The sequence below is a fragment of the Algoriphagus antarcticus genome (assembly GCF_002150685.1).
GTDB classification, from domain to species: Bacteria; Bacteroidota; Bacteroidia; order Cytophagales; family Cyclobacteriaceae; genus Algoriphagus; species Algoriphagus antarcticus.
Genome location: NZ_MSSW01000053.1, coordinates 58816 through 81004 on the forward strand (window position 1 = coordinate 58816; position 22189 = coordinate 81004).

A 22189-nucleotide genomic window follows, 5' to 3' on the forward strand; every position below is an offset into this window, starting at 1 on the left:
TTGACATTTGTCATATTAACATCTGGATTTCACCTTAAAAAAATTTGTATTTATGACTGGGACTTGTGCTAATTATGAATTGTTGCCAAAGTCTAATTTCCACGGAACTACAGATGACTGACTATCAAAAATTTAAAAGGAAATAAACCAATTTATAGCTTATATTGAGCTTAGTAACTGCTTTTAATCAACCATTCCCATCTTTTTAATAATTACAGTGGGATCGTACATAATTCATTTAATCCAGAGCAATGGGACTTTTCAAATTCTTAGTGTTGTTTACTTTAATGACATTTTTTTTAGGCAATCTAAATGCCCAAGAAATGCCTCCACCAGTCAAAAATGATTCCATCACCCTGGCTCAGGCTTACATCAATTTGACATTGACCAAGGAGTATTTTGAAGGATTGAGCGAAGAGCGGATTGGGAAAATTCTCCCCTTTGAAATCGAAGAGTTGGAATCGATTACAGATCCCACGTTTCTTAGGGATAATGCTGGACTTTATAATTTTTCCTGGTCACTACTCTATTACAATCAGGCAAAATTCCTCTTTCGAACTCAGAAAAGCACCGACCGCGAACTGCTTATTGAATGGAATAGATCACTGGAAAAAGCGATAGAATATTTCAATATTTCTATGCAGAAATCAAGCTTGGATCAGGATAATCCATTCTTCGAACTCATAAAATTTGAAGAGGGATCTTATACCGCATTGCATCGAGAACTCTATGCCCTGAAAAGTCTCTTCACTCCTTATTTCAATGAAGATATTTACCTAGACTATAAACGCATATTTTTAATGGCCAAAAATTCTGATCGCTTTGAAATAGATTCCCTGGCTTATTTTGCTGGGCTTTATGAGCTAGAATTCACCGCATCAATTATTGATAAGAAATACGATTCGAGTAACTATAATTTCGGATCAAACACACTTCCATTAGTCTCTGAATACAATTACAATGAAAGGGATTACGACTATCATCCCTATACCGACCCTATAGAAACCGCCTACTTGCTCGATGAAAAGTTAGACCTTATCTCCAGGTATATTCAATTAAAGAAGCTCGCCTCAAAGAATAATACGGACACACTGAACTGGTTTGAAAGTTATAGACTATACAATGACTATTATATTTTCAAAGACGCAAGCTTAGATAAGTTATTTATCAACAAGATCACCAAAATAGAAGATCCGTTTTTGAAAACTGAACTGGATCCCAAGGAGTTTGATGTGCTCTATACCGGGTTAAGACAGAACTTCTCCTACGCGTCGTATGCCACAGCGCAGGCATTTATCAATCTTTCCTTGATTCAGGAGAATTTTGAATCGTTGAGCAACAGCCATATCGCCTCAGTTCTCGCATCCAATGAAGTAGAATTGAGTGCTGTAACCGACATAGCCTTCATCACTCAAAATCATGAACTCTACCATTTTACCTATTCGCTATTGTATGAAAACAGCGCAAGACTACTCTATCGAACCAGAAAAAATATCGATCGGAAAAGGCTTGTGGGATGGAAAGAATCGCTTGAAACAGGAATTGAATATTATAACATCTCACAAAAGGAAAGTGAAGAAACTGAAGAGAAAAATCTGTTTCATGACCTGATCAAGTTTCACGATGAGGATGTCAATTCGATAACCAAAAATATCAAAAATTTAAAAAATCAATCTACTCCTTATTTCAACGATGATATCTATCCAGATTTTCAACGGATATTTTACAAAGCTAAAAATGGCAACAAATACGATTTTGAAGGGCTAAAATCATTTGCAAGTATCTACAATATCAGGCTTGATTTATCGGTTTTGGAAAATAAAGAATATGAGGTTTCTTCATATAAGGGTGAAATAAGTCAAGAATACGATATGTTATCTAAGCTTGACTTAACCTCAAAGTTCTTGCAATTCAAATTTCTAGCTTCAGATCAATTCTCGATTCCATCTAGTGGATTTGACGTGGAACAATTGTATTATTCATACAGTGATTTTCTCTATGTACTTGAATATGAAAAGGACGGATTTATTATTCGTGAATTGAATACTGAGGCAATTGAAATTTTGTTTCATGAATTGCAGGAAAAATTTCCTTACATCTTTGAAAGGGGCCCAACTCCTGGGAAGTATGGTAATGCTAGGGATTTAGATAATGATGGTGATGGAATAATTGATTTTTTTGATAATGAGCCAAACTATTTCTTCCCGGAATTTGCCCCACTTGCATCTGCAAGTTTCATTAAAAGGAACTTCAAACCTGAATTGAAGACACTTGGAAAGGTGGATAAATTCTTAACAAAGGAATTTATTTCTGCAGGTTACAAAGAACAACTTCATTACTACTATGCCTCCGATGGCTTTGCGTTGACCACAAGTTTGGAAAAATTTAATATCGATGGTTCAGCCGTATCAGCCGATGAGCGGTTTGTAAAAAGTCTCGGGGGCGAGGGCAAATTGTCATACTATGAAATTTTCAAATCCTTATTCTTTGAAGTTGAATCTGAATTCAGAATGTTTGCTTTGATCGTAGCATCTAATGCAGCCAAGATGAGTAAAGAAAGCATGACTCCTGGATTTGCTGAAAAACTCATAGAAAACAGTTACGACTCACTTCCAGCTGATTTGACAAACAAAATACTCACCAATAAAACGCTATCGATTTTTGTATATCATTTCCATCAAAATGATGTTGGGAGCACAGTAGAACTAGACCTTTCCGGAAAAATTTCAGCACAGGATCACTTGAAAAATGCTGGATTAATTAAGATAATTCAGTAAAACCGGATCCTTGAGCCTAATCAGTTGAAGGGATTGCATCAAAGTATTCTTCAAAAGAAAAGTATCGGTGAATCGTATCGCCTGATACAAGTAGTATATCAATTTTCATAGTAGGGCAATATCCCCATCCTAAATACCCTATCGAAAAAGAAGAAGTTGGATCTTTTGAAACTCGGGATCGATCAATAAATCCTTTACAAAAATTGTATTGAACTTCTTTGATCTCGTCCTTCCGAAAAGATGGCATATCTACCCACATGGTGTAATTTCTATTTTCACCTCCTACATTGGAAGGACTGACTGATGCTTTTATTTCTATTAAACTATCAAGAGGATAGGTTCTTTCCTCATGAATAATATCTCCGATTTGTTCATCTGTGAGATTCTCATATTTAGGCCCTCTTCCACGCATTACTAGCCTAAGTAGTTCTTTTGAATAATCTTCGGCAGTTTGAGCGTTTATCTTTTCCTGTTGAGCCAGAATCTCACTTTGCCTTGCTTTAACTCCCAGGTAAATAAAAAGCCCGGTGATCACCACAAAGACTCCTATGGCAATTTTTAAATACATGGACTTCTTACTTTTGACCAAGTCATCGTACTTCTGCTTAGCCTCTTTTTGCTTTTCCTTCTTAACCGAGTCTCGGCTTTTTGCTACCCAATTACTCTCTTCTTCATTCAGTTTAAACTTGCCCAAGTACGGCTCTATGTAGATCAGTTGCTTCTCAGTGAAATACTCCCGAGCCTCAGCTTTCACTCCAACCTGACTTTTTATCAAGCGCTTGATTTCAAGCAAAGCCGTTTCTTCAACACTTCTTTTTTCCGCGATTGGCTTGGCTAGCGAATCATGCGAAATCTCATACGTATCCGTATTCTCGTTGTAGCGCAGCAGTCTGCTATTGGAAAATGCCTCTACCACATCGACTACCAGTTGTTGATCTAAATCTGGCACTCGCTCAAACAATTCTTTCTTGGTAATCGGGTCTTTGGTGCCTTCCAAAGTGGCAAATGGAGAAAGGATTTTCCAAGTGAGCTCAGTGCTTAGATTTGGGTATTTCCCTTTCAATTCAACAGAAATATCAGCCACTTGCTCTTCCAGAAAATTGCTCAGGATATCCCCAATCTCACCCATTTCATTCACTTTGTCTAAAGTGAATTCTGCGGGTGCTTCACGCTTTTTATCTCCTGTGATATTCAAGTAAAGCTTGTCCAGAAATACCTGCAAAAATGGCAACTGTATCGTTAGTGATTTCTTATCTCCTTTGATCTTGTGAAAGATGCTTTCGGCCACAGCATCTTCCTCGCCTTCCTTAATTGAAATAGTAGATCCCTCAAATGTGGCAGCTCCGATAATTACCTGCTTCACTTTTTCAAGATTCATTGGTTCTACTCTTAGTTTTTTGCGAAGCAACTGAGGAATGGCTCGCTCAAACTCAAATAAATAGCCCAAATACTCTTCACGAATCGAAAAAATCAATTTGACAGGCTGACCCGATTGCAAAATTCCTTTTACTGTTTCAATAAAAATTTGCTGTTCGGAAACAGAACCGAGGATAAACAGCTCTTCAAACTGGTCAAATATTAAATAGATCGGCCTAAACGATTTTTGATAAACTGCTCGGATAGATTTACTAATCGGGGTCAATTCCTGACCTGCCTTATCGGTATCTTCTTCCCATTCGTCAACCCATTTTGTCTCATCGGAACCCTGCTCAATCTTTCCTCCGGCTTGCTCCAAGGCTGAGGCTAAGGAATCGTTGATATTACTCCCCCTTCGAACCATCAAATCCAGCCAATCATGCGGCTGAAACTTACCTGCAAGTCCACAATTGATTAAACTGGTTTTCCCAGTACCCGAAGCTCCATACACCAGCACTGCTGCCGACTGAAACACCATTTCGTACAAGGCGTTGATCTCCTCATCCCTCCCGAAAAAAACACCGCGATCTTCTCGTTGATAGGAGTCAAGAAATTTGAAAGGATACTTTTTCATGGGGATTAACATCAGTGGATTAAAAAAAATTAAAACGAATCTTCGGTGGTTTCTTCCTCTATTCCGGTTAAGGTTTTTTTAGCTTCGAAAAACAAACTATAAACCTTATCGAAGTTCATATCTATTCGGTTATCCTTTTTGGAAAGCCATGTATTGAGGGTATTTAAGCTAGAATCACTCGGCTTGGGATTACTTGATTTCTTGATGATTACCTTACTGTTATCTTCAATAAAACTGTAGTTTAGATTAAGGTCATCATAGGTATTGGCGTGAGAATAAAAACAGATTTTTGACCCGCCGTCCAACTTCAGTCCATTAAAATCAATGATAAAGGGATCGAGGTTTATATTCTCTCTATAATTATCCTTGAAAATAATCACCGCATGGGAAATCACCGGTGAGGATTCACGTCTCACGTTACTCTGGCTATCGTTATTTGCAAGATTTTCACCTACTAGCAACGTGTAATTGTGCAGATATAAGCCTTCATTATCATTCCGCTGCTGATTATAGTCAATCTCATTGATGGAAATCATTCTGTATTCTGCCAGGAAGCTTAAATTTTCTAACACTATTGCCACATTCTTTTCAGCGGCTAAGCAGTCATTCATCTGAAAAGTGGAATTTTTCAATAGCTGGGATGACTCATTTAGTTTTTCGCATGCAGATAGAAACTCACTGCCTTCTTGAAGTTTTGGAAGTAGATCCATGGATTCAGAAATGAGAAAGTCTAATTTATTGACCGAATAAACTTCTAATAGGTTTCTTAATAATTCTGCAAATGCAGGAATATCTTCTTCAGCTGCATTTCTGAAAAACTTGATAAACACATCCATTTGGGCACGGGAAAATTTGATTTTCTCAGCCAGCTGGTGATCCCATAGCTTCGATATCAATGCATAACAAATCAGCTGTAAACACCTCTTTGCAGTGATTTGACAATTTTCCAGATACCGCATCATTTTACTTTCTGAAAAGTCCTCCGCACCAATAGACATCAATTTCCGGATTTGGCCACCAATCACGCCCACATATCCGTTGATGATGATTCGTTTGGCAGTTTTGATCAAATCTTCATTTGCTGCCCAATCACTATTAGCTGTCAAAAAATCTCCTACTTTCCGGTTATGGGTACTAATAGCCTTTAGCAATCTACCTGTCAGCTCTTCGTTAAAAGTATTCTTTATTATTTCAAGCTCTTTAGTGGCTTTCTTATTTTTTGAATTATCCCTCAGTTCAGGATTTGAAGTCGATTCGTATTCGGGCAAAATCATGTCTAACTGACTTCTGTACTTATTTATCAGATTGTCAACGGAAGTGTATTCAGTATGAAAATGTCCTAAATCTCCTAATTTCTTTTTAAATTCTAATAGCGTATTTATTTCATCAGTAATAGAACCTACGTTAATTGAGGCATTCTTGAAATACGTCCAAATGCGAGGTTTACCTTGAGCTTTGAAAATCTCGTAGGCAGTGTAAAATTCTTCTGATGTGTACTTTCCTACTTTGGTGTAGAAAAGACACAAAACCATATCGCTTTGCCTTATAGCATCATTATACTCATCCTGAAGACGCGTAGATGAAATCGAATCCTTAAAATATTCCCATTGCTCTAACTTCAGGTAGATTCCTTTGGTAACCAATCGATCATTTTCCCGGGAAATAAAAGACCTAAACTGCTCCCTATCCTCTTTCAGTTCCGATGAAGAAGCAATAAAAATTCGAATGGTTTTCATAGGTTAAATAATTTGTAATGTGTCAATCTAATGGGTTTCACTCCTCAATTCAACAAACATTTATTCTAAATCTCGGATTTTCCCGTGTATAATCTTCTGATTAGAGTACTCTTAAGTTATGGATTCCTGCATTTACAATTCAGTCCATTGAGAAATATTTCTGCATCACCTTCTCAGCCATTTTCCCTTGTGGTGTGAAATCCGGCTCTCTGTGTTTTCCTTCCGGATACCATTTCCAAAAGAACACGCCTGCCATCCAGCTCTTTTGCCAAGCTGTTTCAAAAAATGCTTCATAACAAAGCGCTTGCATTTCCTCTGACAATTCGACTTCCTTACGTTCATTTGGCCAAACCCAGGGTTCCGCCGCCGCATCAACGGTGTTGCAATATCCTAACTCAGTGAACATGACTGGCTTTTGATAGGTACGAACTAGCTTTTCTATTTTTGGTAAGTGCTTCTTCCAGCCTGATTTTAGTTCTGATAGATCAGGATTGGATTTGATAGAAAGTGGGAAATATGCCTGAATTCCAATGTAATCCAGCGCATCCCAAAACTTCACATGCTCAAACTCGGTGAAATTGGCAGCATAGATTAATTTTCCAGAATAAACTTTTCGAATTTCCGAAATCACTTTCCGCCAGTCGCTTTCGCGGGTCGAGGTCAATTCCAACTCAGTTCCAATGCAAAGCATGGGGATTTGGTGTTCCTCGGCCATCATGGCATAGTCTAGGATAAACCCACGGTAGTTTTCAAACCAAAGCTCCCAGTCTTCCTCACTCTTCATCTCTATCTCTCCTGGCCAACTCCCCCGAACCCAGAGATGCGGCTTGAGCATGTTCATGATGCCATGTCTTGCAGATGAATCAAAAGTCGCCTTAATACCTGCTGAAGATTCCCCCCACCAATTGTTCTCATTATTCGTATCCCAGCGGATTTCAGGTGTAGTCTTTTCTGTTTGCCAGCCAAAAGGAGTTTGCGAAAGCGCATCTGCCCCAGTTGCTTTCAAGGCCTCCAATTCAGAACCCAAAAGCGGCGAACGACTTCCCACCCAGCATACACCTTTCCATTTTTCGACAACGGTGATTAAGTCTGGCTCAATTGGAAAAATCGCCCATAAACCCAACCCTAGGATTACTAGGACTGAACTCATTAAATAATTCCTTGACCAGATTTTCTTCATTTCGATAGCATCGTTTTTATTATGATTTCTTCCTGAAGCGTACGATGAACAGGGCATTTGTTGGAAATTTCCAACAGCTTTTGCCTTTGCTCAGCATCCAATTCGCCTTCGATTTCTATGATACGGGTAAACTGGCTTACTTTAGCCGAGGATTCCTCAGGATTGGAAAGGTCAGCCACATGAACTTTTTCATGATTTAAAAAGACTGAAACTTGCTCTAATGGCCATTTTTTACGTTCTGCGTACATCTTTAAGGTCATTGCAGTGCAGCTTCCCAAAGAAGCCAAAAGCAAATCATAAGGATTTGGCCCTAAGTCTGCGCCACCCACCTGCGTCGGTTCATCAGCAATTAAGTGGTGATTAGAAGTCATCACTTCAGTGGTATATTTTTCTCCAGAAAGACGGACAAAAACCTGATTCCCACGCGTATCATTCACCTGCTTTTCTTCCTCCACCACTACATAGCGCTTACTCCAACTCCCAATTACTTCAGCAATGTATTCGCTGTCTTTAGAATCAGAAACTAAATGCGTAGCACCATCCAATGAAATAAAACTTTTAGGATGAAAAGCTGACTTGAAGATCTCAGCTGCATCTGATATTTCGACGATTTTATCTTGCGGCGAGTGCATAATCAGGAGAGATTTTCTCAATTTTTTCAAAAAAGTTGCGAGGGGCTTTTGCTCGAGATCGTCTACAAAACTCTTACTGATCTTAAACGGCCGCCCTCCAATCGTGACTTTTGCACTTCCATTTTTCTCAATTTCTTCTATACTATCTAGGAATAAATGACGGATATGTGCAGGATAAGCTGGCGCTCCAATGGTAACAACAGCTTTCACCTCGCTCAGCTCAGCAGCAGCGTATAAAACTGCCGCCCCACCAAGTGAATGACCAATAAGCATTTTAGGAGTTTGATATTCCTGTGCTAAAAAATCTGCTGCATCCAGCAAATCACTTACATTACTGCTGAAATTCGATTCAGCAAATTCCCCTTCACTCATGCCAAGACCTGTAAAATCGAAACTTAGTGTTCCTATTCCATTTTGAGAAAGAGCCCTGCAGATACGTGTAACGGCTGAGAAATTCTTGGAGCAAGTAAAACAGTGTGCAAAAAGCGCATAATAATGTGGTTTCTGATCAGCTGGCAAGTACAAATGCGCCGCTAACTCAAAGCCATTTCTATTGGTAAATGTCAGTCGTTTTGGATTCATTTTGGATTAGTTTTTCAATGTTTCCACCTTTATATTCTCAAGGTTTATCTCTGAAAGTACCTCTAATTCTCCAGCTTCGTAGAGCTCCTGCATCTTTTCTACAGACACAGATTCATCTGATGGCTTGAGATTCAGGTAATTTTGAAAGCGAATTCCACCGACTTCATTCACTCCACTCACTTCCCGCATTCTTACTCCACCTCCATCGGTATGATAGCTATACGCCATAAAATCAATAAATGAATCATCCTTGCCAATCCAATATAAAAACTCATCGTCAAAGTCATCTCCTCCACCTTCTTCAGCAAAAGTCACTTTGATCAGATCGTATCTCTCTCCATTGATCTCAGTCTCTCCTAAGGAAGTTTTGAAAACAGAAGGGTCATTTAGCCCATAAGGCAAAAAGGCAAAATAGGCCACTGAGTTCACCGAACGGGAGTATTTACCGATCCATTCTTCCGAAAGCGTATCGATTTTTGCACCATTGACTGTTCGCACAAAACCTTCATTATTAAGTGAGTCAATTACATTTCCCGTCGAATCTGAAAATTCACGGATGTACTCAAATCTATCAGGAGTTTTGAAAATAGTGTAATGGATATTTCTAAAGTCAAACTCAATTTTTGAATTGAAGTAATTATCTCCTCCGTGAGCTTCAATAGATCTATCTACAATTTTCTCAGCTTCAGTGCGCGAATTGCAGGCGGCAAAAGCAGTTAAAACAACCAGAAATACTAAAAGGTATCTTAATCTCATTTATTCTAATTTTTATATGTCAAAATATGCTGGTATTGAAAGCTCCTATTCAAAAGTTACTTCATAGTCAGAATATAAATATTCCGCACGTAAAAACACCTTTTTACCCGATTCATCGATTCTATAACTCTTCCGCCCTTTAGCTAATAAAAAGCCAGTAGACTCATCGTAAGAAACGTTTTCGATCAAGCTTCTGTGATCCTTCGCATGAAGTTCATTTGCTACAAGATTATAAGATTCAGGATCAAAATAAAACCACCAAACATCGGCATCAGGGCCATAATCCACACGAATTGATTGAACGGCTTTACCACTTTCCAATGTCTTTTGACCTTCATACTCTAAGTTCGCATTTTCATCCATCAGTTTCCATGGCTGCGCAAAAGCAAAGAAAGCAGCATCAATCTCCGCTCTTTTAGCTTTCAGAAATCCCTCATTCTGAATAGAGTTCGAGCCCATTTGATAACTCGTTTTACTCCCGTTGAAATTGACAACGTGGAGCACACTGTCCTTATTCCAGGTAAGTTTTGCTTCGAAGTAGGGTTTCAGGCGAAACTCAACCCATTGCTCAGACTCACTTTCCACAGCGCCTGTTTCATCCAGTAAACGTGTCCATTTCTTGAATTTAACAGTAGCTACATCCTCCCAGCTTTTGGAAAGCTGATGCGCTTGGATGGATTTTTCTATTAGTTGTTTCGCTTCCTTTTCTGGGCTTGGGGAGCAGGAAAAAAAAAGAGTTACTAAGAAAATTGAGAGTAGAATTCTTTGCTTCATGAAGTTGAAATCAGTTTTAAATTATTCTTGAAATAATCCCAATAAATAGCTGCAAACAAAATTGCGTATTCAATAAAAAGGAAAATCGGGCTTTCCTGATAGTTTGGATCACCATAGGCTTGGTACGAAAATATCACTGCGAAAGTCCAGATCAGAAAGGCTTTTTTAGCTGTAAATAAACTCAATCCAAAAGCTGGAATCAGATACCAAGGGTGTACTACAGGTTGTAAAACCAAATAGATCAAATAAATCAACACCCAAAGATCTATAAGGTTTAGCGGGTTTTCTGGCTTTCTTTTCCACGAGAAATATAGAATTCCCAGCAGTGTAATCCCACTTAGTATTGGAGTGATTTCTCCAATCACGTTATAGCCTTTTATCCAAAACCCAACTTCACGAAGCAGGTAGTAGATCGAAGCATTAAACTCGAATTTGCCTTGATAGAGTTTAAGACTTTGAAGAAAATGAATCCAGGAATCATCGATCAAAAGCCAGCCAAAACTCACAATCAAAGCTAGAGCAGATCCTATCCAAAAGGCTTTGGATTTACGAGTTTTCTGAAATGTAAAGAATGTAGGAATCAGCATCAGAGGCAGCAATTTCATTCCTACTGACAATCCCCAAAATCCTCCCGAAAATCCATGCTTTTGCTTGATCAATGCAAATAATGATGCAAGCAAAAGCAATAGTACAAATCCTTCAAAATGCAGATTTCCAGTGATTTCCATGATCACCAAAGGATTCAACCAGTACAAAATTAGTTTCGTAGAAGAGAGCTTGAAATGATCGAAAACCTTTAGCAAAAGAAAGAAAACTCCTATTTCACCTAATATCAATAGCATCCTCAAGACTACAATCCCAGTCCAGGGATCAAGGTCTCCTAATACAGCAGCGATATAGAATATGCCTTGATTTAGTGGTGGATACACTGAGAAATATGCTGGAGAATTCATCAAGTCGATGAGATTCTCCAAGTAAGGATTTGCAATTTCAGGATGAGTTTGCAACCAAACTTCTGGTGTTTCCAAATAAGGGTTTTGGCTCATTTTCACCAATTCCCCGTCCCATAGGAAGCGTGGATAATCATCTGACAAGCTCGGAATTGCTAGCAAAAGCGACAGCCTAATGAGTAAACCTCCAAAAAAAATCCAGATCCATTTGGGTTGCTTGCTAAGAAAGTAAACAGCTAGCATTCCTGCGAACAAAGCAGTGTAAATAAGGAACGTAAGCCAGAAGTTTTCGCGTGGAATGAAGTAAGACAAATAGAAAAATCCCGCTGACATGAGTAGCCAGATCAAAGGAAAAAAAAGCTTTTGCGATTGCTGACTCAAAGTCCTAGACTTTTGCGAAGGACCTCATGCTGAAGTTTATTTTTTCGCCAGTAGTCTATCATTTGAACCTTGGTCCTAACAGCAGAAGTCACTTCTTCAGTACCATCAGCTTTGGTTTGGGTCTCTTGCCAAGACATAATTTCATACGGAAAAGCATCCATATACTTTACCAAAAACTTTCTGCCAATCTCCTCATAAATCACTTCAATCTCGGCTTGATTGGCTCCAGTTTTACGTTTGGAAATCACTGCACTTTCTGCATCTAAGGGGATATGAGTGAATCGATTGAAAATCAAACTTGGGATTATTTGTAAATGGCCTGTTGGCACCAAATCGGGGTTCAAGCGGATCAAGTTGAAAATCTCATCCTCGGACATCGCAGAAATAGAAACTTCCTGATCTCCCTCAGACTCGAAATAAGAGAATAATTTGGCCTGATACTTATTGTTCTTCCAATTGAGCTGCGCAAAAGATTGACCGCACCATTCGGTCATAGATGCAGTAATTTTCGGAGAATTCAGGTCATCATAAACTGGCGTAAAAACTGACAGCATCGTATGATAAGGGTAAACTCCCGTCACAAAATCTCGAGTCATATTCAGTTTCATGACTTTCATTGCATCTTTTCCAGCACCGGCGGGATCATCCAGCTTCACTTGCTTGCGTTTCGAAAAGTCCTCTGTCACGAAAATCATCACCGCCTTTCCATCCCGCTCTTCGCCGTAGCGCATTTGCTTCAGGTCAAAGACATTTATTTCCGCCCTGTCTTGATACCAATGCGAAGCAAATTGTTTTTCGTTTATAGCTTTTCTGCCTGTAGAATCGCAGGAGGAGATGAACATTACAACCAATCCAAGAAAGAATAAATTTTTCATAGGGGTAAAATTACTAAAATCAAGGTCCTAGACATATTATTACTCACATTCAATCCACTGTCATATCTAGCTCATCAAAATCTTTTATCTCCGATAATTTGATAAGCCTTTTCACTTCAATAGTTGTCCAGGTCTCCTTGAACACTTCATCTAATTCGTTTTCGTAAGTATTTACTTTTTCATGTTTCTTACGCGTTAAAAAATTTATGCTGGTCTTTCTGTCTGTAACAGGCCCTCTTTTCGAAGTTTCGTCATAGCCGATTAATTCAAACTCTGAATTTTGGAATCTAAAAGTATATTCCCATGAACCATATCTTCCATGTCCGAAGTGGAAATACAAATTTTCTTTTTCTATTTTAACTGATAATTCTGGTGGAAAGTAAACCCCACCATCCTCATTTTCAGAATTCAAGCATTCATAGTTTTCTAATGCCAATTCGTAGTTACCATTAGTATTGAACAAAACGATAATACCTCTTCGGTTACGGTCTAATTCCCCACGATCTTCATCAGTTTTGACTTTGCTTATATCTGTTCCTTTTATAACAAGGACATTATCCTCTAATCCATCCTTATTTAGGTCACCATCTATTTTTTCAAAAATGTCATAGCCCTCTGGTAGAAAATCAACCAAATCTTTCTTTTCAGCTACTTGAGCAAAAACAGTTGTACTAAAAGTTAATAGAAGTATTGTAAGTAATTTTCTCATTTCACATGGTATAATACCTAAAATCAAGCAAGTTGTAAGGATCTTGATACTAATGTCTTGAATCTAATGTCTAAAGATTACCAATATTTAAAAATCGTATAAATAATCTTATAACCCGCGCCAATAACCCCTTTCATCGTTCCGCTTACCTTGGAAACTCCAATTCGCTTGCGGTAATTCACAGGAACTTCCGTGTATCGAAGTCCGGCTTTATGCGCTTTGATCTGCATCTCTATCGTCCAGCCAAAGTTCTCATCCACCATATTTAAGTCCAACAACTTCGACCAAACGATCGCACGAAATGGGCCTAAATCCGAGAATCTGGCACCTTGCATGTATTTCATCATTGTAGTCGCCAACCAATTTCCAAAGACCTGTGGCAAAGTCATGGAGCCATCTTCTCTTTCTCCCAAGGCTCTGGATCCAATGACCATATCAGATTCCCCCTCCGAAATAGGTTGTATCAAATCAAGCAAATCCTCCGGATAATCACTGTAATCTCCGTCTAAAAAGACCACAATATCAGGCTGAATTTCCTGCTTTTTAATCCAGTCCATAGCTGTCAAGCAAGCTTTCCCGTACCCTTTCTGAGGTTCAAAAACCACTTTTGCGCCAGCAGCTTCTGCTACTTTTCCAGTGCAGTCTGTGGAGTTGTTATTTGCAACTACGATATTTCTAACAAGAGCTGGAATGTCCCCAATTACTCTAGGAATGGATTTTTCTTCATTGTAAGCGGGAATGATAACATCAACGATGGGCGGTGTATGCATAGAAATTACTTACCTAAACTGTATGCTTTGAAAGAGGAAAAGAAAACTAGGCCGTAGCCTACAGCCAACATCAGATGAAAAGGCAACATCTCGAAAGTGTGCCAATAAATATGAAGCCCAACCATCCCTGAGAAAACCAGCATCAAGATTCCTTCCATCCAAGTAGTTGCAGGTATTTTGAACTTGATATAAGGATTGCTTTCTAGGCTTGACCCACTTTCCAGATTGAATTTGGGTGTACGGATGAAGGGTGATTTTTTTCCTGAAAGTCCTTCCCAAACAGCCTGTGCATTGTGCAAGGCAAGCCCCATGGACACAGATAGGAATAGCGGCAACATGTAAAGTGCTTGGAACAAACTCCTCCAGAAACTACGCTTTTCATAGAAATAAGAAACCAAATACACACCGGCGATGATCACAAACCCGATCATGAATAAGCCGGCAACTTTAAACAGATTGTCTGAAATCATTCCTTCTATCCCAGCCCACCAAACTCCGATACTGCTCAGGCTGACCAATAATATAGCGATGAAAATACTGCTATTGAATAAATGAGCCATTGCATGAAACTTGGTAGAAAGTGGGAAATCCTCTCTCAAAACTGCTTTCGCATGCTTTCCAGCACATTCTGCACCACCTTTTGTCCAGCGGAATTGCTGAGACTTCACCGCTGACATGATCGGTGGAAGCTCTGCTGGTGATTCTATTTCTGGTCGATATAAAAACTCCCAACCTCTGCGTTGCGCTCGATAACTCAAGTCTAAATCCTCCGTCAGCGTATCGTCCTGCCAATCTCCAGCGTCGATTATACATGACTTGCGCCAGACTCCAGCTGTTCCGTTAAAGTTGATAAAGGCATGCTGGCTATTTCTTCCTATCTGCTCAATCAGAAAATGTGCATCTAAAGCAAAAGCCTGCAATCGAGTCAAAAGAGAATAGTTTTTATTCAAATGTGTCCATCGAGTTTGGACCATCCCGACTTTTTCCGAAGAGAAATAAGGAATAGTTTTTAGTAAAAAATCTGGATCCGGTACAAAATCAGCATCGAAAATAGCGATGAATTCACCGCACGATTTTGCCAACCCTGCTTTCAAAGCACCAGCCTTAAAGCCAGATCGGTCAACCCGATGAATGTATTGAAAATTGATCTCAGGATAATTGATTGTTTTTTTCTGAATCAACCCAGAAGTCTGATCCGTACTATCATCCAATACTTGAATTTCCAGTAGATCTGCAGGATAATTGAGTTTGGCAACTGACTCAAGCAAACGCTCAACAACATAGAGTTCATTGAATACTGGTAGCTGGACGGTGACTTTTGGCCATACTTCTGGCTCAATATGAGGCACTTCTTTGAGTGACTTTTTTGCGCCGAGAAACCTCAAAAGCAAATGCCCTTGAGCGAGACTGTAAATGAAAATAAACAGCATTCCCAGGGCATAAATCCCAATCAAAAGATATAAGAAGATCATTTATGCATGTATCTTGATGGAATCATTTCCAATGATTATTGGCATTTCGTTGATTCTGTTTTTTTCTGGGCCATTTTCCAAATTCAACACTCCGCGAGGGCAAACAGAAGAACAAACTCCGCATCCTACGCAGCTGGATCTTACGATTTCCTGCCCACGTTGTGCATACCAGCGAACGTCGATTCCCATTTCGCAATGTGTAGAGCAATTGCCACAGGAAATACATTGACCGCCGTTGGTTGTGATTCTGAATCTTGATTTGAAACGCTGCACCATTCCCAGATAAGCTGCCAGAGGACATCCAAATCTACACCAAACCCTGTTGCCCATGAATGGATAAAATCCAGTTCCTACGACACCTGCGAATACAGATCCAATCGCAAAACCATAAAACGAATGTAGTTGATTCGTGGCACTGCCCAAAAGCGCAAAGCCAGAAAAGTAATTGGCAATGGTCAAAGCTGTCATCACCACTGCCAAAACCAAGACGCTGTGAATGATCACTCGTTCAAATTTCCATGCTTTCAGTGACTTATCAGAAAGCTGGCGGTATGGATCTCCCAGCGTCTCAGCCAAGCCTCCACATCCACATACCCAAGAGCAATACCATCTTTTCCCAAAGAAATAAGTGAAGGCCGGTACTCCAATTACGATCAAAAGAATCCCCCAAATCAGCATAAACATCCCCACACCACCTGAACTCAAAAATGTATCAATCTGATAATCATAAAAAAAGTCATAATCCAGTGGCCAGATATTTTTGAAATCAAAATAAGGCTGATTCAGTAAGACAAGAATTTCTGGAATCAGGAAAGCAAACGCTGTTTGGAAGAACATCACAGAAGCAGTTCGCAATTGCTGGTATTTATTTCCCCTATATTTTCGGAACATCCGCACACCCATGACAGTGATTGCCAAAGTGTAAATTGTGCCATACAGAAACCATTGACTCGCTGGATTACCACTCAAAATCATACTCAGTGGTGTCATCATCCAGACTTGATTGACGATATAGGCCGGAAACCAATACAAAATGATGTAAAAAAGAATCAAATACGCACCCGTAATCATTCCCATCCAGCCTCGATTTTTCATGGAAGAATGGAAAATCCCATTGTTTTTGATTCCTGCAGGCTCCTCTCTATATTTTGGAAGATTATACATCAAGCCTCCTAAAATTGCTATCCCGAGAGATAATACCATGAAAAGCCACGGATTATCGCGGACGGGACTGGCAACAGATGCTTGGGCAAGAGGAAAACTATAATCATCCCAGATTACTTCATCCCACTTGGATTCCTCCTTCAGCGGATCGTTATACGAATTGAAATTCTCCTTAAAAGCTGCGATGAAAGAGAAATTCGAAGTATAGGTTTCACCAAACATTGGTGAAAGAATTTCAGCCATCTTCTCCTGGTGAATATCCTTCGTATTAGCTAAGACCAGATCTTCTGTCAGTGTATAATTACCTAAAAATGGCATTGCAGTGAAGACTGTCAAACCTACCAAAAACAACAGGATGCCTAATTTCTGAATCACTTTCATGTGTAGATAATTTGATTTTTATAAGCCTCATAGCCTGTCCCGAACTTCTTTCGGGAGAATCTCGCATGATTGATAATCATCCCAGTGTGTGCGTTCTTCATCATGCTCGATTTCATCTGTTAATGATTATTTTTTTATGGTCAGAAAGCCTGTCCCGAACTCGTTTCGTGAGAATCTCGCATGTACTATAATCATCCCACTGTGTGTCGTTCCTTCTCATGTTCGATTTCATACGCTTGCTCCGAATAGTTTTTGGATAAATGTTTTCTTGGAAATCTTTACGTCGCCACCGAATTGACCTTTGTATGCTTTCTGAATTTCTATGTAAAAAGGAGCAAAAAACTCAGGATCAAAATTGGCTTTGTCTAGTTTGGAAATAACTTTTGCTCCATCCCACTTCTCACGAATGGCCAGATCGAAAAACTCGTGTCTTAGACGGAACCCCAAATTATTAATCCCCAAAATTCTACCCTGCGGATCCATTAACATTCTGAAACAAACTTTTCCTCCTGCATGCTCCCAATAGAAAGATTTGATTTTCTCAGAATCCCATTTCGCAGGCACTGTACCATAAGTTTGATATTCTATATCGAGAAATTTGGCAGAATTAAACCAAACCCCAGGTTTATAACTGACCTTCTTACCGGCCAAAATATAGCCCAACGTCTCCCCGTGCATTCTTCCTGTGTACCAAACTTGCTCAACAGATTTTCGATCCGGAGCAGGCACCTCATGAAACTCCGCACAATCACCAATGGAATACACATTTGGAATATTTGTTTGGAAGCCAAAATCAACTTTTACTCCGCGATTCACCTCCAATTCAGTATTCCGAAGAAAGTCAATACTGGGAGTAACTCCAGCCGTGAGTCCAACGAATTGACAAAGGATTTCTTCTCCGCCTTTCGTTCGGACGGCTTTCACCCGGGCATTCGGACCAGAAATTATTTCATCCAATTCCTCATTCAATCTTAGATCAATGTGATGTTCTCGCATATGTCTGCCCACTAATTCGGATTCTTCCTTTGGCAGCACGTTGTCCCAAAAGCCAGTTTCCCGAACTAGAAAGGTCACTGGGATTTTCTTGTAAGCGAGCATTTCAGACATCTCAATCCCTATCAAACCTCCGCCTACGATGACCGCCCGCTGAACTCCCTCTTGGGTGTTTTCTTCCATAAGCTCCAGATCCTGCTTGGAATACAATCCTTGCACTCCCTGAAGATCCTGGCCTGGCCAGCCAAATTTATTTGGTTTAGAACCTGTCGCAATCACAAGCTCATCGTAATTCGTATTTTCTCCTGACTGAAAAAGGAGATTCTTGGCAGTAAAGTCTATGGTTTTTACCCAGCCTTCCTTGAGTTCGATTCTGTTTTTCTCCCAAAACCAGTTTTCATAAGGCTGTGTATGCTCAAATTTCATATGCCCCATGAACACATACATTAGGGCAGTTCTCGAAAAAAAATAGGTCGATTCACCAGAAATCACAGTAATTCTAACCTGTTCATCAAGCTTGCGTAGCTGTCTGGCACAGGTAATTCCTGCTATTCCATTACCGATGATGACCACATGGCGATTTGAACTCATTGGGTGGGGGTTGAAATAAGACTCAAGTTGAAATTACCAAAAACTAGGTTCTATTCGTTCAAATTCCAATCATAATCCAAATGCGACACCTTTGCATCTGACTTGATTTTGATTTTGCTGTATTTATTCAAAAAGTCGATTAGGCTTCCATTCTTAGTGAAATCGCCTTTAAACCATGAGAAAATGGAGGAAATCTGAATTGCGTCAGGGGTGATTTTATTTCTTGAAGAATTGATAAAGCCTTTTGCAACCTTATCCAATTGAGCATTGATTGTAGCTGCTTCGAAAGCTTCATTGAGCAAAGGTGGACACGAAACTGAAGCGCAATTGATAGCAAAGTGGATTCTAGGTTCTTCAAATTCCTTTCGTAAAATCGAATGCTCTATTTCATCCAAACTAGATTCCTGCCCTGCAATTTTGAAAAACTTATAGTGCCAAACATCTTTAATAAGCGGGATTTTTAGCGCTGGCCCAAGGTCTTTGATACTTTCCACTGGATAATTATCCACAATCAATTTCACCGTAAAAGCATTATATGCATTGATCCAATAGGCTAACTGCTCATCCTTTGACCAAGCTTTTCGATCTGGAGCATTTTCACTGATGCTTTTTAGATAGCTTTCAAGTTTTGCTTTCTCTTTGATAAATCCTTTATAATCGACCTTTCCGTCGGAGCTCACATTTGCTTTGAGTAATTCATTCCATACTTTGTGACTTGGAGGCGTGGTCTCAGCCATTCCAGGCACCGAGCTTTGGCAGCTCAAAAGAATAGAACTAAGAAAAAGAACTAGGTAAATTTTCAGATTTTTCATTAGGGTTGTATTTAGACCTCATTTACGATCCTATTCAAAATAAGGATGTGGAGAAATAAGAATTGGTCGGATAGAAGACCAAAAGTGGCAATTAATAAACCTTTTCTCCTTTGGTCAGCCAAATTCCCCAAGACTTTGAATAAGTATGAACTTTATTGGTTTGAAAATCACCGTGAAAAATTGGTTTTCCTTCATTTACCCATTCGATCAGACCACCGTACATATTATAAACCTCTTTAAAGCCTACATCTTTTAGCCTTTTACCAATATCCTGAGATCTCGCTCCTACCGTGCAGTACACTAACACAGGCTTATCCTTATCCAAAGAAGCTACATTATTTAAGGAAAAAGTATCATAACCCACCCAATTTGCTCCTTTCAAATGACTCACTTCAAACTCCTCTTTTTCCCGTGTATCCAAAATCTGATACTTGGTTAAATCAGTTAATTGAGCTGGTTCCAAAACTGGAAAATCTGAGTCGTATAGGGTAAAAAGTAAAGTTTTGTAAGCGAGGGATTGGGCTGCCAGATTGGTAGAAAAATGGAAAAAAGCCAGCATAATGACCAGTGTCACACTATTCCTAATGGGTGATAACTTCATACTGTTTCAACCCAAATGCAAATGGGTACGTTCAGCTTAAGCATAGAAATCTGATAGTTTCACCAATCCATCTCTATCTAAAATCACAATTTTCTTGCCTTTCAGGTCAATGAGCTTGTCCTTTTTGAATTCTGATAAAAGTCGAATTACAGATTCAGTGGCTGTACCTATCAAACTTGCTATTTCTTCCCGACTGAGCACCAAATTAATCTGCTGAGGATCAGCCCCGTCGAGTCCATAGGAACTAGCCAGTTGCAGAAGTAAATAAGCCAATCGCTCACGGATACTCTTTTGCGAAGCATCTACCAGCTTTTCTTCCATCACGCCGATTTCGTGACTGAGAGCTTTGGTGAGCTTTCTGAAAAAAGGCCCACTGCTTATCAAAGTCTTAAGAAATGACTCCTTGGGGATAAAACAGATTTTGGCATCTTCGATTACCATAGCAGAATTGGTGTAATTCTCTTCACCCAGTAAGGCTGAATAGCCTAAAAGACCACCCTCTTTTGCTAAATGAATGATTTGTTCCTTTCCATTGGAAGCGGTCTTGAAAACCTTTACCACACCAGAATTCAAACAATAAACTCCGAGTGGTTTTGCTTCTTCGTAATAAAGCATTTGCCCCTTACGATGAGAAATCATGTTTTTGTTATCCGAGATATTGCAGGCCTGCTCTTCTGTAAGCTCAGAAAACATGGAAAATTTCCTACTTGCACAAAGATCACAAGGGTGAATGGAAGAGGTCTTAGACATACTCAATTGACGTAAATAATGGAAATATGAGGAAAAATCTCAAGTGCAAATCTACAACACCAGATTTAAATAGGAGGCTCAGGGAAATTTTTCTCTTGGTTAAACTTCTCATTGGCGGAGTCAAAGCTCAGACAAATGTGTTGTAATCCATTGCTAATGAGGAGAAAAGGCGTTTTCAATTCTTTATGATACATGCAGGCCTGCTCAATAGTTTTTTGAGTTAGCTTCACTTTAGGCGCCTTGCACTCGATAAGCAAGTAAGGGTTTCCACTTTTATCCCAGACTACCAGGTCAGTCCGTTTCAGTAGTTTATTGTACAATAAGCCTTTTTCTAAAGCTAGAAGCCCTCTGGGAAATTTTAATTGTATAATCAAGAAATTGATCCAATGCTGGCGAACCCATTCTTCGGGAGTCAAAACCAGTTGTTTTTTGCGAAGCGAATCGAAAATCCAAAACTTACCTTCCTTTTCCAGAAGCTGAGGTTCGAAATGCGGCAAATTAAGTTTGGGTAATTGAATCTGATCCAGGTAAGAATCCATGGGTCAAAGATGCGGAAAATAGCTCATTTGGGAAAAGTGAAAACACTGTACTATTGAAAATCTAGGTATGGCGAGATTTTATCTATCCATTCCTTCTTGAATATTTTTATTTTCAAGAAATCATCTGAAGACTGGAATAAACCATGCTGCTTACGATATGCGACTAAAACTTTTGCTTCTGCATAACTAAAATAGGGATGCTTCGCCAACTCTTCCACTTCAGCTTGATTTATTTTCACTTTTTTAAAAATCCCTGGCGAAAAATCAAAATACTCCCAGATCGCTTCGATTGTTTCGGGTTTTAATCCATAAACCTCCGAGAGCTGACTTTTGCTGTGGAGGCCACCGATATTTTCTCTAAATTTCACGATCCTGCTGGCAGTACTTTGGCCAATTCCCGGCACTATTTGTAAAATCACAGAATCTGCTTCAGAGAAAGGGATCCGATTGAGATTTTCAAGCTGCTTTGAATTTGACTTCTTTACAATCGTGTCTTGCGGATTGAAAACAGGAAAGGGCGAACTCACGAGCACCATCCCTGAAGCCTCAAGACTGTCAATTGTCGCCAAATATTGAACGTGGAAATTCTCAGCTTTTGACCTTCTGATTAGTTTCAAAACGCCCATAGTAGTTACAAGAAGGAGCAAAACAGGGATTAGTAATACGAAACCACGTGATTCTTTACTGGAAAATCCCAGGTAAACTTTCAACCAATAAAAAAATCTAGCTCTCATAGGGTATTAAAAAAAGAAATAGAACATATCAATCAGACAT

The 22189-nt window shown here is 39.4% G+C and carries 19 protein-coding genes; 1 reads left to right on the plus strand and 18 read right to left on the minus strand.

The genetic code is table 11. The features are described from left to right. Nucleotides 1-323: 323 nt before the first annotated feature. Nucleotides 324-2777, plus strand: a complete 2454-nt coding sequence (locus BVH04_RS17645; protein ID WP_140160609.1) for a hypothetical protein — start codon at nt 324-326, stop codon at nt 2775-2777. 16 nt (nt 2778-2793) lie between these two features. Here BVH04_RS17645 and BVH04_RS17650 read toward each other — a convergent pair whose 3' ends face one another. From BVH04_RS17650 to BVH04_RS17735, 18 genes are all read right to left on the minus strand, one after another. Next, nucleotides 2794-4767: an ATP-binding protein gene (locus BVH04_RS17650; RefSeq protein ID WP_086542797.1), complete on the minus strand. Its 1974-nt coding sequence runs from the start codon at nt 4765-4767 to the stop codon at nt 2794-2796. A 29-nt stretch (nt 4768-4796) separates the two neighbouring features. Then, nucleotides 4797-6503, minus strand: a complete 1707-nt coding sequence (locus BVH04_RS17655) for a hypothetical protein (RefSeq protein ID WP_086542798.1) — start codon at nt 6501-6503, stop codon at nt 4797-4799. Between the two features lie 139 nt (nt 6504-6642). After that, nucleotides 6643-7653: a glycoside hydrolase family 113 gene (locus tag BVH04_RS17660; protein ID WP_086542832.1), complete on the minus strand. Its 1011-nt coding sequence runs from the start codon at nt 7651-7653 to the stop codon at nt 6643-6645. A gap of 26 nt (nt 7654-7679) precedes the next feature. Then, nucleotides 7680-8897: a bifunctional alpha/beta hydrolase/OsmC family protein gene (locus tag BVH04_RS17665; protein ID WP_086542799.1), complete on the minus strand. Its 1218-nt coding sequence runs from the start codon at nt 8895-8897 to the stop codon at nt 7680-7682. Between the two features lie 6 nt (nt 8898-8903). After that, nucleotides 8904-9653 (minus strand): DUF6503 family protein, encoded by a 750-nt coding sequence (locus BVH04_RS17670; RefSeq protein WP_086542800.1) that lies wholly within the window; start codon nt 9651-9653, stop codon nt 8904-8906. A gap of 45 nt (nt 9654-9698) precedes the next feature. After that, complete coding sequence (locus tag BVH04_RS17675) at nt 9699-10427, minus strand: DUF6503 family protein (RefSeq protein WP_086542801.1); 729 nt, start codon at nt 10425-10427, stop codon at nt 9699-9701. Then, nucleotides 10424-11725, minus strand: coding sequence for a glycosyltransferase 87 family protein (locus tag BVH04_RS17680; protein ID WP_140160610.1), 1302 nt, complete (start codon nt 11723-11725; stop codon nt 10424-10426). Before BVH04_RS17680 ends, BVH04_RS17675 begins: the two co-directional genes overlap by 4 nt. Nucleotides 11726-11754: 29 nt before the next feature. Further along, nucleotides 11755-12633, minus strand: a complete 879-nt coding sequence (locus tag BVH04_RS17685) for a hypothetical protein (protein WP_086542803.1) — start codon at nt 12631-12633, stop codon at nt 11755-11757. 49 nt (nt 12634-12682) lie between these two features. Next, complete coding sequence (locus BVH04_RS17690) at nt 12683-13342, minus strand: hypothetical protein (protein ID WP_086542804.1); 660 nt, start codon at nt 13340-13342, stop codon at nt 12683-12685. 77 nt (nt 13343-13419) lie between these two features. Then, complete coding sequence (locus BVH04_RS17695; RefSeq protein ID WP_086542805.1) at nt 13420-14112, minus strand: glycosyltransferase family 2 protein; 693 nt, start codon at nt 14110-14112, stop codon at nt 13420-13422. Nucleotides 14113-14117: 5 nt separating this feature from the next. Beyond that, nucleotides 14118-15584, minus strand: a complete 1467-nt coding sequence (locus tag BVH04_RS17700) for a cellulose synthase family protein (RefSeq protein ID WP_086542806.1) — start codon at nt 15582-15584, stop codon at nt 14118-14120. Beyond that, a complete protein-coding gene (locus BVH04_RS17705) occupies nt 15585-17129 on the minus strand; it encodes a 4Fe-4S binding protein (RefSeq protein WP_086542807.1) in 1545 nt (514 codons plus the stop codon). It abuts the gene before it with no gap. Nucleotides 17130-17357: 228 nt separating this feature from the next. Continuing rightward, nucleotides 17358-18713 carry an NAD(P)/FAD-dependent oxidoreductase gene (locus BVH04_RS17710; RefSeq protein ID WP_086542808.1) on the minus strand — a complete coding sequence of 452 codons (1356 nt, stop codon included), beginning with the start codon at nt 18711-18713 and terminating at the stop codon, nt 17358-17360. A gap of 50 nt (nt 18714-18763) precedes the next feature. Next, a complete protein-coding gene (locus tag BVH04_RS17715) occupies nt 18764-19525 on the minus strand; it encodes a DUF547 domain-containing protein (protein WP_086542809.1) in 762 nt (253 codons plus the stop codon). A gap of 91 nt (nt 19526-19616) precedes the next feature. After that, the gene (locus tag BVH04_RS17720; RefSeq protein WP_240510973.1) at nt 19617-20126 is read right to left on the minus strand and encodes a rhodanese-like domain-containing protein; all 510 of its coding nucleotides are present in this window, start codon (nt 20124-20126) and stop codon (nt 19617-19619) included. A 36-nt stretch (nt 20127-20162) separates the two neighbouring features. Beyond that, nucleotides 20163-20876: a Crp/Fnr family transcriptional regulator gene (locus BVH04_RS17725; RefSeq protein WP_086542810.1), complete on the minus strand. Its 714-nt coding sequence runs from the start codon at nt 20874-20876 to the stop codon at nt 20163-20165. 65 nt (nt 20877-20941) lie between these two features. Beyond that, a complete protein-coding gene (locus tag BVH04_RS17730) occupies nt 20942-21415 on the minus strand; it encodes a type I restriction enzyme HsdR N-terminal domain-containing protein (RefSeq protein ID WP_086542811.1) in 474 nt (157 codons plus the stop codon). Between the two features lie 50 nt (nt 21416-21465). Next, nucleotides 21466-22149: a ComEA family DNA-binding protein gene (locus tag BVH04_RS17735; protein ID WP_086542812.1), complete on the minus strand. Its 684-nt coding sequence runs from the start codon at nt 22147-22149 to the stop codon at nt 21466-21468. Between the last annotated feature and the right edge of the window lie 40 nt (nt 22150-22189).